The sequence below is a fragment of the Bacillus sp. EB600 genome, assembly GCF_024494385.1.
Lineage (GTDB): Bacteria > Bacillota > Bacilli > Bacillales > Cytobacillaceae > JAEVLT01.
Window position 1 is genome coordinate 308,242 of record NZ_JAEVLT010000003.1, and the last position, 12,724, is coordinate 320,965.

At 43.7% G+C, this 12,724-nt stretch carries 12 protein-coding genes and 1 pseudogene; all 13 read left to right on the forward strand.

The window, feature by feature from the left end; translation table 11 throughout:
* The first annotated feature begins 105 nt into the window (after positions 1-105).
* Positions 106-1,293 carry an ATP phosphoribosyltransferase regulatory subunit gene (locus JN080_RS05720; protein WP_256234960.1) on the forward strand — a complete coding sequence of 396 codons (1,188 nt, stop codon included), beginning with the start codon at positions 106-108 and terminating at the stop codon, positions 1,291-1,293.
* The gene (gene hisG, locus JN080_RS05725) at positions 1,286-1,924 is read left to right on the forward strand and encodes an ATP phosphoribosyltransferase (RefSeq protein WP_256234961.1); all 639 of its coding nucleotides are present in this window, start codon (positions 1,286-1,288) and stop codon (positions 1,922-1,924) included. The genes JN080_RS05720 and hisG overlap by 8 nt, the downstream gene beginning before the upstream one ends.
* 2 nt (positions 1,925-1,926) lie before the next feature.
* A complete protein-coding gene (gene hisD / locus JN080_RS05730; protein ID WP_256234962.1) occupies positions 1,927-3,198 on the forward strand; it encodes a histidinol dehydrogenase in 1,272 nt (423 codons plus the stop codon).
* 204 nt (positions 3,199-3,402) lie between these two features.
* Positions 3,403-3,990 carry an imidazoleglycerol-phosphate dehydratase HisB gene (gene hisB, locus JN080_RS05735; RefSeq protein WP_256234963.1) on the forward strand — a complete coding sequence of 196 codons (588 nt, stop codon included), beginning with the start codon at positions 3,403-3,405 and terminating at the stop codon, positions 3,988-3,990.
* A 1-nt stretch (position 3,991) separates the two neighbouring features.
* A complete protein-coding gene (hisH, locus tag JN080_RS05740; protein ID WP_256234964.1) occupies positions 3,992-4,630 on the forward strand; it encodes an imidazole glycerol phosphate synthase subunit HisH in 639 nt (212 codons plus the stop codon).
* Positions 4,627-5,355: a 1-(5-phosphoribosyl)-5-[(5-phosphoribosylamino)methylideneamino]imidazole-4-carboxamide isomerase gene (gene hisA, locus JN080_RS05745; RefSeq protein ID WP_256234965.1), complete on the forward strand. Its 729-nt coding sequence runs from the start codon at positions 4,627-4,629 to the stop codon at positions 5,353-5,355. The genes hisH and hisA overlap by 4 nt, the downstream gene beginning before the upstream one ends.
* Positions 5,349-6,107, forward strand: coding sequence for an imidazole glycerol phosphate synthase subunit HisF (hisF, locus tag JN080_RS05750; RefSeq protein ID WP_256234966.1), 759 nt, complete (start codon positions 5,349-5,351; stop codon positions 6,105-6,107). Before hisA ends, hisF begins: the two co-directional genes overlap by 7 nt.
* Positions 6,104-6,722: pseudogene (gene hisIE, locus JN080_RS05755) on the forward strand (bifunctional phosphoribosyl-AMP cyclohydrolase/phosphoribosyl-ATP diphosphatase HisIE). Before hisF ends, hisIE begins: the two are co-directional and overlap by 4 nt.
* A 271-nt stretch (positions 6,723-6,993) precedes the next feature.
* Positions 6,994-8,478, forward strand: a complete 1,485-nt coding sequence (locus JN080_RS05760; protein ID WP_256234967.1) for a tetratricopeptide repeat protein — start codon at positions 6,994-6,996, stop codon at positions 8,476-8,478.
* Positions 8,479-8,745: 267 nt separating this feature from the next.
* Entirely contained in the window at positions 8,746-9,696 is a 951-nt protein-coding gene (gene trxB, locus JN080_RS05765; RefSeq protein WP_256234968.1) for a thioredoxin-disulfide reductase, read from the forward strand.
* A gap of 647 nt (positions 9,697-10,343) precedes the next feature.
* The gene (locus JN080_RS05770) at positions 10,344-10,802 is read left to right on the forward strand and encodes an NUDIX hydrolase (protein ID WP_256234993.1); all 459 of its coding nucleotides are present in this window, start codon (positions 10,344-10,346) and stop codon (positions 10,800-10,802) included.
* 22 nt (positions 10,803-10,824) lie between these two features.
* Positions 10,825-11,718, forward strand: coding sequence for an RNase adapter RapZ (rapZ, locus tag JN080_RS05775; protein WP_256234969.1), 894 nt, complete (start codon positions 10,825-10,827; stop codon positions 11,716-11,718).
* Positions 11,715-12,698, forward strand: coding sequence for a gluconeogenesis factor YvcK family protein (locus JN080_RS05780; RefSeq protein WP_256234970.1), 984 nt, complete (start codon positions 11,715-11,717; stop codon positions 12,696-12,698). Before rapZ ends, JN080_RS05780 begins: the two co-directional genes overlap by 4 nt.
* Positions 12,699-12,724: the final 26 nt, after the last annotated feature.

Genomic DNA, 12,724 nt, shown 5'->3' on the forward strand with positions numbered 1-12,724 from the left:
AATTGACGATCATCACACAAAAAGGTAAACTACATATATTACTTTACTTTATTAGCATATTAGCGAACTAAAGGATTTTTACTTTTGAAAAAAAGGATGAAGAATATGAGCCGTTTGTTTATGTTTGAAAAACCTCTTGGAATGAGGGATACGCTTCCGGAGTTATATGAAAAAAAGCATCGGATTCGTTCGTTAATGGAAGATGTGATGAAACAGTGGGGATACTCATTTATTGAAACACCTACGCTAGAATATGATGAAACAGTTGGGGCAGCTTCGGCCATTCTTGACCAGCAGCTCTTTAAATTACTTGACCGTGAGGGCCATACACTTGTGCTAAGACCGGATATGACGGCACCAATCGCCCGGGTCGCGGCATCAAAGCTTTTGAACGACGACCTGCCGCTTAGAATCGCTTATAGTGCCAATGTATTTCGCGCCCAGCAGCGTGAAGGAGGCCGTCCTGCAGAGTTTGAACAAATCGGAATTGAACTGATAAATGATGATACGGTGTCAAGTGATGGGGAAGCCATCTCTTTGCTGGTTTCAGCTTTAAAGGAAACTGGATTAGAGGATTTCCAACTATCAATCGGCCATGTCGCCTTTGTTCAGGAATTATTTTTGCAAATCCTTGGAAATGAAGACCGTGCCAATATGTTAAGAAGATTTTTATATGAAAAAAATTACGTCGGCTACCGGGAACACGTAAATTCCCTGGCATTGTCTTCGATTGATAAGCAAAGACTTCTTGGTCTCTTAAGTTTGAGGGGCGGCGAAGAAGTGATCGGCAAGGCGCTCGATCTTGTTGAAAACGAACGCGGCAAAGCAGCGATTTTACAATTAAAAGAATTGGCGGAAGTTATTAATGATTATGGTGAGCAGGAAAAAGTGAAGTTTGATTTAACGCTTGTCAGCCATATGAGCTATTATACGGGAATTTTGTTTGAGGTATATGCCGGACGGGTTGGTTTTCCGATTGGAAACGGTGGCCGCTACGGGTTGCTTGAAAAGTTTGGCAAAAAAGCAAGTGCCACCGGGTTTGCGGTTCGGCTTGACCGCCTGCTTGAAGCATTAGGCGGAGCAGAAGAAAAGCTGCCAGTTCATTGTATTTTCTTTAGTCAGGAGCGGCGCAGGGAAGCTTTTCAATTAGCGAAAAAAATGCATCAGGACGGAAAAAGAGCCGTGCTCCAGGATATTAATGGTGTGAAAAATCTCGATGCCTATACCCACCAATTTGAAGATACCACCTTTCTGTTAGGGAAAGCAGGAAAGGAGCTTGCACATCATGAATAAAACGTTAACGATTGCCATGCCAAAGGGACGGATTTTTGAAGAAGCAGCAGAATTATTGCGGAAAGCCGGTTACAAGCTGCCGCCTGAATTTGATGAAAACCGGAAGTTAATCATCGATGTTGAGGAAGAGGGACTCAGGTTTATTCTTGCCAAGCCAATGGATGTTCCGACATATGTCGAGCACGGTGTTGCCGATTTAGGTATTGCTGGAAAGGACGTTATGCTTGAAGAGGAACGAGATGTTTACGAGCTCCTTGATCTGAATATCAGTGACTGCCATTTAGCAGTAGCCGGAATGCCTGATACAAAAATGAGCGATGTTGCACCGCGCGTGGCAACCAAGTACCCAAGGGTTGCGGCTGCTTATTTCCGGGAGCAAGGCGAACAGGTTGAAATCATTAAACTAAATGGTTCGATTGAACTGGCACCAATGATTGGCTTATCCGACCGAATTGTTGATATTGTTTCGACCGGCCGGACGCTGGTGGAAAATGGCTTAGTTGAATATGAAAGCATAGTTGATATAACGTCAAGACTGATTGTGAATCCTGTCAGCTATCGAATTCACGATCAACAAATTAGTGAGCTTGTTGCTCGGTTAAGTAAAGTTGTGACAAAGGAAGGTCTTTAAAAATGAAGATATTACAGGTAAATGAGCTTGTTTCGATTAAGCGCTCGATCGAATCTGGAACAGCAGATCAGCTTGAGGTTGTCCAAAAGATTATTGCTGATATCCGCGCAAATGGCGATACTGCCCTAAAAGCGTATACGGTGAAATTTGACCATGTCAGCTTGGAGTCCTTTACAGTAGAGGAAGCCGAAATCGAGGAAGCGTATGGCTTAGTCGACAGCGGGTTTATCGAAATTGTGAAGGAAGCAGCCGAAAATATCCGATCCTTTCATGAAAAACAGCTGCGCCCTTCGTGGATGACAACCGAAGAGAACGGCACCATTCTCGGCCAAAAAATAACTCCGCTTGATTCCGTTGGGGTCTATGTACCTGGCGGGACCGCTGCTTATCCTTCGTCAGTGTTAATGAACGTGATTCCAGCAACGGTTGCCGGCGTAAAGCGCATCGTAATGGTATCACCGCCTGATAAGGAGACTGGGAAATTACCTCCTGCCGTACTTGTTGCCGCTAAAGAAGCAGGTGTAAAGGAAATTTATAAGGTCGGCGGCGCTCAGGCGATTGCAGCGCTCGCTTACGGAACGGAATCAATTGAGGCAGTTGATAAAATAACTGGTCCAGGGAATATCTTTGTGGCCCTTGCAAAAAAAGAAGTGTTTGGTGATGTGGATATCGACATGATCGCTGGCCCAAGTGAAATTGCTGTCCTTGCAGATGATACAGCCTATGCTGATGAGGTTGCAGCGGATTTATTGTCACAAGCAGAACACGATCCCCGCGCCTGCAGCGTTCTAGTAACGCCATCAATGAAGCTTGCTGAAGCAGTTTCCGCTGAAGTGGAAAAACAGTTGGCCGTTTTGCCACGAAAAGAAATTGCCACCCGCTCGATTGAAGATTACGGTGCAATCTATGTGACTTCGAATTTAGATGAGGCAATTGACACAGTCAATAAGCTGGCACCAGAGCATCTTGAAGTCGTTACTGAAAATGCGATGGAGATTCTCGGCAAGATTCACCATGCAGGGGCCATCTTCCTTGGCCGTTATAGCTCTGAGCCTGTCGGTGATTATTTTGCCGGACCGAACCATGTTTTGCCGACGAATGGGACAGCTCGCTTTTCCAGTCCATTAAATGTCGACGATTTTCAAAAGAAATCAAGCGTAATTGTATATAGTGAAAAAGCGTTGAAGGATAACGCTGCAAAAATTGCTGAGTTTGCCCGGATGGAAGGCCTTGAAGCACATGCTAGGGCTGTTGAGGCTAGGTTGAATAAATAAAATTACCAATTTAAAGTAAGAAAATAATATGGAATAAGAGCTAAATTCAATAATTGCGCCAATTCACCAAGTTATTGCGCCGACTTTTGAATAATTGCGCCAATATTGATGGTAATTGCGCCAAAATCAGAATAATTGCGCCAACGTGAAATTAACCAGCAACAAGAGGAAAATTTTCAATAAATAACCACAAGGGGGTACCTCATGGAAAGAACAGCAAGCATTGAACGCAATACAAATGAAACACAAATCAAACTAGCATTGGACATTGATGGGGACGGACAAGCCAATCTTAACACGGGTGTACCATTTCTAACTCATATGCTTGATTTATTCACCAAGCATGGCCTTTTTAACCTTACTGTCGAGGCAAACGGTGATACGGAGGTTGATGACCATCATACAACTGAAGATATCGCTATTTGTTTAGGTCATGTGCTCCGCGAAGCCTTAGGTGATAAAAAGGGCATTAAACGTTATGGAAACTCATTTGTGCCAATGGATGAGACTCTTGCACAAGTGGTAGTCGACCTCAGCAACCGCCCGCATTTCGAAATGCGCGCAGACTTCCCTGCCCAAAGAGTTGGTACCTTTGATACCGAGCTTGTGCATGAGTTTTTATGGAAGCTTGCGCTTGAAGCACGGATGAATCTTCATGTAATTGTTCACTACGGTCAGAACACCCACCATATGATTGAGGCTGTTTTTAAAGCACTTGGCCGGGCCTTGGATGAAGCGACAACGATCGATCCCCGTATTAAGGGAGTTCCTTCCACGAAAGGAATGTTATAAAATGATTGGCATTGTTGATTATGGAATGGGTAATTTGTTCAGTGTCAGTAAAGCGCTCGAACGTCTTGGCGCCGAATATTTTCTTTCAAGTGAAAAAAAAGATCTGCTTGCCGCTGATGCATTGATTCTTCCAGGGGTAGGTTCGTTTCGTGATGCGATGCTGCGCTTAAATGAAGAAGGGCTCAGTGAAATGGTCAAGGAATTTGCCAAAACAGGAAAACCGCTGCTTGGCATCTGCCTAGGCATGCAGCTTTTGTTTGAAGACAGTGATGAGAACGGCTTTACAGAAGGACTCAAGCTTTTGCCTGGTTCAGTCCGCCGTTTCCCTGGAAAAACAAACGATGGTGAGACCTATAAGGTTCCGCATATGGGCTGGAACAAGCTCCAATTTGTCAAGCCGTCACCGCTTTTAGAGGGTCTCGATGAGGACTACGTTTATTTCGTGCATTCCTACTTTGTTAACGCCAAAGATTCCGATGTCCTAGTGGCAAAAGCGAGCTATCACGAAGAGGTTTCGGCAGTAGTCGGGCGCGGCAACATTTACGGGATGCAGTTCCATCCGGAAAAAAGCAGTAAGCTTGGAATGGCCCTGTTAACGAATTTTTTAAAGCTTGCTGAAGAAAGGAAGGCGTGTCAATGAGTTTCACGATTTATCCGGCAATTGATATGAGAGGCGGCAATTGCGTCCGCTTGCTGCAAGGCGATTATAACAAAGAAACAGTATACGGCGATTCGCCGTTTGACATGGCCCGTCAGTTTGCTTCAGTGGGCGCCCAATGGATCCATATGGTTGACTTAGACGGTGCCAAGGACGGTAAACGCGTCAATGACCGCTTCGTTATTCAAGCTGCAAAAGAGCTAAACGTTAATGTACAGATTGGCGGCGGGATTCGGACCGAGGCTGATATTCTTCATTATTTGGAAAATGGCGTTGACCGCGTGATTATTGGCAGCATTGCCGTTTCCAATCCGGAATTTGCAATTGAAATGATTAACAAATACGGGGCAAAAATCGCAGTCGGCATTGATGCAAAAAATGGATTTGTGGCAACACACGGCTGGCTGGATACCTCTAAGGTCCGTGCTGTAGAACTTGGCAAACGCTTTGCGGATGCTGGTGCCGAGACATTTATTTTTACCGATATTGCCACAGATGGTACGCTTTCCGGCCCGAATATTGCCGCTGTTTGCGAAATGGCGGAAGCAACAGGGAAAAATGTGATTGCATCTGGAGGGGTCAGCTCTCTTGCTGATTTAAAAGCGATTGCGGCAAAAGGAATCAGCGGTGCTATCGTCGGCAAAGCACTCTATGAAAATCGCTTTACGCTAGAGGAAGCGCTCAAAGAGGTGAATTTATCATGCTGACCAAACGGATTATTCCCTGCCTTGATGTCAAAGAGGGACGGGTTGTCAAAGGAGTTCAGTTCGTTCAGCTCCGCGATGCCGGCGACCCGGTTGAACTAGCCAAGTTTTATGATGAAGAAGGCGCAGATGAGCTAGTGTTTCTTGATATTTCTGCCTCAGTTGAAGGACGGAAGACGATGGTGGAAGTTGTCAAGGCAGTAGCCTCCCAATTAGCAATTCCGTTTACGGTTGGCGGCGGCATCAATGCCCTTGAGGACATGAAAAAAATCCTCCGCGCCGGTGCTGATAAGGTTTCCTTAAATACGGCAGCTGTTCAGAATCCGGGCTTAATTACAGAGGGGGCCAGCTTTTTTGGCTCGCAGTGCATTGTCGTCGCGATTGATGCCAAGTATGATGAAGAGTGGGGAACATGGCGAGTGTTCACGCATGGCGGGCGAACACCGACCGAGCGAAAAGTGGTCGAATGGGCACAAGAAGCGGCAACGCTTGGCGCTGGGGAAATCTTGCTGACAAGCATGGACAGTGATGGTGAGAAAAACGGCTTTGACCTGTCATTAACGAAGGCTGTCAGCGAGGCAGTTACGATTCCGGTGATCGCTTCTGGCGGCGCGGGGAATGCCGAGCATTTTGTCGATGCCTTTGAAAAAGGCAAGGCAGATGCTGCTCTGGCTGCGTCAATTTTTCATTATAAAGAAACGTCTGTGCATGAGGTCAAAAGCTTCCTGAAGGAAAAGGGAGTGATTGTACGATGAATGCACTTGAGGTAAAATTTGATGAGAAGGGACTTGTCCCCGCGATTGTCCAGGACGCCGAAACGAAAGAAGTGTTGACGCTTGCCTATATGAACCGTGAGTCGCTGGCAAAAACACTTGAAACGCGCGAAACTTGGTTTTGGAGCCGCTCCCGCCAGGAACTGTGGCATAAAGGAGCAACGAGCGGCAATACGCAGACGGTTGTCGAGATGAAGCTTGACTGTGACCGCGATGCAGTGCTGGTGCTCGTCAATCCGAAGGGTCCTGCCTGTCATACAGGCACAATTAGTTGTTTTACGGAAGGGGTTAGTGAAAATGGAAGAATATGAAATCTTGAAAAAGCTTGAACAAGTCATCATTGAGCGTGAAAAAGAACGTCCCGAGGGTGCCTATACCACTTATTTGTTTAAAGAGGGCGTCGATAAGATTTTGAAAAAGGTTGGCGAAGAGTCAGCAGAAGTCATTATTGCTGCTAAAAATCGCAGTCATGAAGAATTAAAATGGGAAGCAGCAGATTTGCTCTATCACTTGATGGTTCTCTTAGTGGAGCAGGAGCTGCCATTTACAGAGGTATTGAAAACCCTTAAGGAAAGACATGAAGGCAGAGATAAGTAAGATGTGAAAAGCCGGCGACGAGATTGCTGGCTTTTTTTCATTTATTTTGTAAACAAAGAATACCCAGACTCGAAGAGTTAGATCATTTAGATGTTTTATGTAAAAATAAACCGAATTTTTTTAAAAAGATAGGCGAATAGTTAAAAAACTTGTAAAAAAAGGACGATTTATCGCAATTTAATGGTTCCAATTTCTTCTAAATCCCTTCTCCCAAAGCTAGTACTTATGATATACTACTGTAGTTATGTTTAAATGGAAAGATGGAGGACTTATGGGTAAAAATGCGAAGGCAACAATTCAAAGTGGAAAGGTTCTTTCCTTCCTGCCTACAGGAGAATATTATTTCAAAAAGGGCATAAAGGCTTACCATCGCCGTGATTATACAAAAGCAAAAAAATATCTGCAACGGGCATTTCAGCTTGAGCCGGGTGAACCAATGATTGCTTGCCAATTAGCGATTATTTTAACAGAAATTGGTGACTATGAGGAATCGAACCAGCTTTTACACATCATCCTTGAAGAATTAGATGAGGAGATGGCTGAATGTCATTATTTACTAGCTAACAACTACGCCCATCTGGGATTTTTTAAGGATGCTTATCAACATGCTAATCTGTATATCGATCTTGATCCTGACGGTGATTTTGCAGACGATACTGAAGATTTGCTCGAACTGCTGACGATGGAGTCAGATGATCTAGAGGAAGAGCTTTATGAACAAGACGACCTCATCGTGAAACAGGAGCAGGCCCGTGGTTTTTTGGAGTCTGGGTATTTCCAAAAGGCAATTGAGCTTCTTGAGCATGTGATCGAAGAGTATCCTGAGTATTGGTCTGCTTATAATAACCTGGCTCTCGCTCACTTTTATTTAGGAGAAGTGGAGAAAGCCGAGGAGATCTTAAAGGATGTCTTAGTCCGCAATCCAGGGAATCTCCATGCACTTTGCAATCAGCTTGTATTTGCGCATTATCAGCGTGAATCGGATAAGGTTAAGAAGATACTGAGCGGTCTTCAAAAAATTCAACCGATGCTAACGGAGCACCAATTTAAATTGGGAGCAACATTTGCGTTGGTTGGTAAGTATGAACTAGCCTACGGCTGGCTTAAAAAGCTATATAAACATGGCTTTGATGGAGATGGACCATTTTATTATTGGCTCTCCTATGCAGCTTACTACACAGGGCATGAAAGCTTTGCCCGAAACATTTGGAAAAAAGTGCTTGAACTGAATCGCGAAAAAGAAGGGTATGAACCGTGGAACGATGAAAAGAGTCCGGTACATGGCTATGAAAAGCGATCAAGTTCAGCTATTTTGAAGCTCGAAAGTGAATATCCAGAGGAACGCTTATTTGCGCTGTTTCTTATATCCCTTTCACCTAAGAAAGGTGCATTGCTGGAGTCTGTAAAAGCTGAAAAGCTAACTGCACCAGAACAACGTTACTTTGACTATTTACAAGATGGGAAACATTCTTCTGCTGCTGATGCACATGAGATTGCTAACCACTTATATCGATACTATAAACCAATTGGCACCACTGAGGCCGGCTTGTATTTGTTATGGTTTTCTATTTTTAACGAGTTGGCCGGGCAAGGGGTCATTCTGAAAAATCAAAAAGCCTGGGCTGCAGCAACGGATTATATCTGGAACAAGCTGCGCAGTGAAAAGGTTTCCCAGCAGGAAGTTGCCGACCGTTATGGATTATCTTCAGCCACTGTCGGTAAGTATGTTAAATTAGTTAATCAATATATAGAATAACCAATAGTAAAAGAAGAAAGTATAAAACTTTGAACAAAGAAAACTGTCTAGCTTCGACGCACAGGAAGTGCTAGTGCCGACGTTGCCGCCAGGACGGCGGCGCTTGTAGTCGGCCCGCACCCAGCGACTCGTGTACGTCGTAAAGTCGACTTTTCTTTGAGCAAATGGGTGGACGAAGGGCTCATTGTTTTATAGGATATGGGTATTAAGAAAATAATATAGAATAAGTAAAGGTGGCAACATTTTCTTTAGTCGGGAGGGAATTACATGTCAGAGGAAAAAATTTATGATGTAATTATTGCAGGTGCCGGGCCTGCTGGGATGACAGCTGCTGTATATACTTCACGGGCAAACTTATCTACATTAATGATCGAACGCGGAATACCAGGCGGGCAAATGGCCAACACAGAGGAAGTTGAAAATTATCCGGGCTATGAAAGTATCTTAGGTCCCGATTTATCAACGAAAATGTTTGAACATGCTAAAAAATTCGGTGCTGAATATGCATACGGTGATATTAAAGAAATCATAGACAACGGTGAAACAAAAACGGTTGTTGCCGGTACCAAGCAATATAAAGCCTATTCTGTCATTATTGCAGCAGGGGCTGAATATAAAAAGCTGGGTGTGCCAGGTGAAAAAGAGCTTGGTGGACGCGGAGTATCCTACTGCGCAGTTTGCGATGGCGCCTTTTTTAAAGGAAAAGAGCTAGTTGTTGTTGGCGGCGGGGATTCTGCTGTTGAGGAAGGGATCTATTTAACGAGATTTGCCTCAAAAGTAACAATCGTTCATCGCCGCGACGAGCTTCGTGCGCAAAAAATTATTCAAGATCGTGCTTTTGCCAATGAAAAGGTTGATTTTATCTGGAATCATACGGTAAAAGAAATTCATGGGACTGACGGTAAAGTTAGCAGCCTCACACTCGTTTCAACAAAGGATGGCTCTGAACAGGAATTTAAAGCAGATGGGGCATTTATTTATGTTGGGATGCTGCCGCTGTCCAAACCATTTGAAGGCTTGGGCATTACCAATGAACATGGCTATATCGAAACAAATGAGCAGATGGAAACCAAAGTACCGGGGATTTTTGCTGCCGGCGATATTCGTGAAAAGACATTGCGGCAAATAGTAACGGCAACGGGAGATGGCAGTATTGCTGCCCAAGCTGCCCAGCATTTTGTTGAAGAAGTTAAAGAAGAATTAAAGCTGAAAAGCTAAGCAGTAAAGCACATGTGAATTATCTATTGTCTAGCTCTAGCGCCCAGCGCCTACTGGACTTCACGCAACTCCCTACGATAAGTCAAACATCGAATGCGCTTACGCTCTTCGTGTTTCCTTTGCCGCGTATTAACGGGCAGTAGATTCTCAACTGCCCGTAAAAACCCGGTTGGCTCAACTAACAATCAGTGAGAAAAGCACTCACTGATTGAAGTTTCGCCTTATCTCAGTCGTTGTGCTCCAGTCCTGTCGTGCGCTAAACGGGCGCTTCCGCTTTTCTAATAACGTTACCTTCATTTAATTTTACTGTAACAGTAGTGAAATAATGGAAGGGTATTATTAAAGTAGTAATTGACCCCCTTTAATATAATCTTTCAAGCATAGGTTATCGGCCTATGCTCTTTTTTTTGCCCAAGGACAAGGGAGCTAGACGGTTGCTTCCGCTTTTCTAATATTTTACACAATATCAACTTTGTATTCATTGTGACGGTTTATGAAAAATAGTATAATGAATAGAATCAATAATGCTGTTCCAAAAAAGATATTATTGTAAAACTGCTCCATATGGAAGCGTTGCTGGAACAAGCCATGCTTGTGCCCGGGCTTCTGTTTTTCAATATAGAGCTTTTGATATTGAGGTGAAAATAATGCAGCGAGTCACCAATTGTGTATTGATAAGAGATGATCAAGCTCTGCTGCTCCAAAAGCCGCGGCGGGGTTGGTGGGTTGCTCCAGGCGGAAAAATGGAGCCTGGTGAATCGGTTAGAGATTCCTGTGTTCGTGAGTTTCGCGAAGAAACGGGAATATATTTAAAAAACCCCCAATTAAAAGGGATTTTTACTTTTATAATGAAAGAAAACGATCAAGTCATCAATGAATGGATGATGTTTACTTTTCTTGCTAACGATTCAGATGGAATTAGCTATAAGCAGAGTGTCGAAGGAAAGCTAGAATGGCAGCCGGTTGAGAAAATAAATGAGCTGCCGATGGCTGAAGGTGATCACCATATTCTTGATTATATGATTCATGGAAATGGAATTATCTATGGTACATTCACGTATACAAAAGACTTTGCTTTAATTGGTTATAGGTTAGATCCTAGTTAGGTCATAGGAGGGAGGAATTGCGATGAGTACCGGTGCGACAAATGATACTCAAATGGTCATAATTACAGGAATGTCTGGAGCGGGAAAAACGGTTGCCATCCAAAGCTTTGAAGATTTAGGTTTCTTCTGCGTTGACAACCTTCCGCCTACACTGCTGCCAAAATTTCTAGAACTTATGAAGGAATCTGGGAATAGGATGAATAAAGTAGCATTGGTTATGGATTTGCGGGGCAGAGAGTTTTTTGACGATCTTTTCAAAGCACTAGATGACCTAGCTGAAACCTCCTGGGTGACTCCACAGATCTTATTCCTTGATGCTGATGATTCATCTCTCGTCAGACGGTACAAAGAGACAAGGCGGTCACATCCGCTAGCCCCATCAGGGCTGCCGCTTGAAGGGATTCAGATGGAAAGGGAGCTGCTTGAAGAGCTAAAAGGAAGAGCACAGATCATTTATAATACCTCCCAAATGAAGCCAAAGGATCTTCGGGAAAAGATTATTAATGAATTTAATCAAAATAGCAAACCGATTTTTACTGTCAATGTCATGTCGTTTGGCTTTAAGTATGGAATACCGATTGATGCTGACCTCGTTTTTGATGTGCGTTTCCTGCCAAATCCTCACTATATCGAACATATGAGACCAAAGACCGGTCTTGATGATGAGGTTTACGGCTATGTGCTAAAATGGAGTGAAACGCAAAAATTTCTAGAAAAGGTAACAGAATTACTGAGCTTTATGCTCCCGCATTACAAGCGGGAAGGAAAAGCGCAGCTTGTTATCGCTATTGGTTGTACGGGTGGACAGCATCGTTCCGTGGCACTTGCTGAATATATTGGTCATTTTTTTGAAAAAGATTATAAGACCATTATTTCGCATCGTGATATCGAGAGGAGAAAGGAAAGGACAACATGAAACAACACGGACAGCCTAGAATCGTCATAATTGGCGGTGGAACTGGGTTACCTGTCCTCCTAAGGGGCTTAAAGCAGTATCCTGTTGATATTACCGCGATCGTGACTGTTGCGGATGACGGGGGCAGCTCTGGGAGACTGCGGGATGAGTTGCATATTCCACCCCCAGGTGATATCCGAAATGTTTTAGCTGCCTTATCGGATGTTGAACCGCTGATTGAGGAGATGTTTCAGCACCGCTTCAAAACTTCTAATGAATTATCAGGACACTCGCTTGGTAATCTGATTTTGGCGGCTATGACCTCCATTACAGGAGATTTTGTCCATGCTATTCAAGAGATGAGTAAGGTTTTGAATGTTCACGGCAAAGTTCTGCCAGCTGCAAATGTAAGTGTTGTTTTGAATGCGGAGCTGGAGGATGGAACGATTATTTCGGGTGAATCGAAAATCCCTTATTCTGGAAAAAGAATTAACAAGGTCTTTTTGACACCTCATGATATCCGCCCATTGCCAGAGACCATTCAAGCGATCCACCAAGCTGATATGATTATTATTGGTCCAGGGAGTTTGTATACAAGTATTCTACCAAACCTGCTTGTGCCGGTTCTTGGTCAAGCGGTCTGCCGCTCAAATGCGAAAAAAGTGTATATTTGCAATCTAATGACCCAGGCAGGAGAAACATATGGGTTTACAGCTAGCGATCATGTAAAGGCGCTTTATGATCATTTGGGTTGTCGTTTCATCGATACAATCCTTATTAATAATGAGGAAGTTCCAAAGGATGTTCAGCTTCGCTATAATCGGGAATTGGCCTACCCAGTTTATTATGATCTTCCGGTTCTCTATGAGCTAGGTTTGGAGGTTGTTCATGCCGATATTGCTAATCTTGAAAAAGGGGCATTAAGGCATGACCCAAAAAAGGTAGCGGAAATTTTATATAATTTGCTTTTAACTGAAACCAAACGGAGATATAAAACGTAATAGTAGCTATACAAATATTCCATATC

Bases quoted from the DNA above. Each gene is read 5' to 3' on its own strand.
- JN080_RS05760 (WP_256234967.1), top strand. From the start codon at position 6,994: ATGGGTAAAAATGCGAAGGCAACAATTCAAAGTGGAAAGGTTCTTTCC.
- JN080_RS05720 (WP_256234960.1), top strand. From the start codon at position 106: ATGAGCCGTTTGTTTATGTTTGAAAAACCTCTTGGAATGAGGGATACG.
- hisA (WP_256234965.1), top strand. From the start codon at position 4,627: ATGAGTTTCACGATTTATCCGGCAATTGATATGAGAGGCGGCAATTGC.
- rapZ (WP_256234969.1), top strand. From the start codon at position 10,825: ATGAGTACCGGTGCGACAAATGATACTCAAATGGTCATAATTACAGGA.
- trxB (WP_256234968.1), top strand. From the start codon at position 8,746: ATGTCAGAGGAAAAAATTTATGATGTAATTATTGCAGGTGCCGGGCCT.
- hisF (WP_256234966.1), top strand. From the start codon at position 5,349: ATGCTGACCAAACGGATTATTCCCTGCCTTGATGTCAAAGAGGGACGG.
- hisG (WP_256234961.1), top strand. From the start codon at position 1,286: ATGAATAAAACGTTAACGATTGCCATGCCAAAGGGACGGATTTTTGAA.
- JN080_RS05770 (WP_256234993.1), top strand. From the start codon at position 10,344: ATGCAGCGAGTCACCAATTGTGTATTGATAAGAGATGATCAAGCTCTG.
- hisH (WP_256234964.1), top strand. From the start codon at position 3,992: ATGATTGGCATTGTTGATTATGGAATGGGTAATTTGTTCAGTGTCAGT.
- JN080_RS05780 (WP_256234970.1), top strand. From the start codon at position 11,715: ATGAAACAACACGGACAGCCTAGAATCGTCATAATTGGCGGTGGAACT.
- hisD (WP_256234962.1), top strand. From the start codon at position 1,927: ATGAAGATATTACAGGTAAATGAGCTTGTTTCGATTAAGCGCTCGATC.
- hisB (WP_256234963.1), top strand. From the start codon at position 3,403: ATGGAAAGAACAGCAAGCATTGAACGCAATACAAATGAAACACAAATC.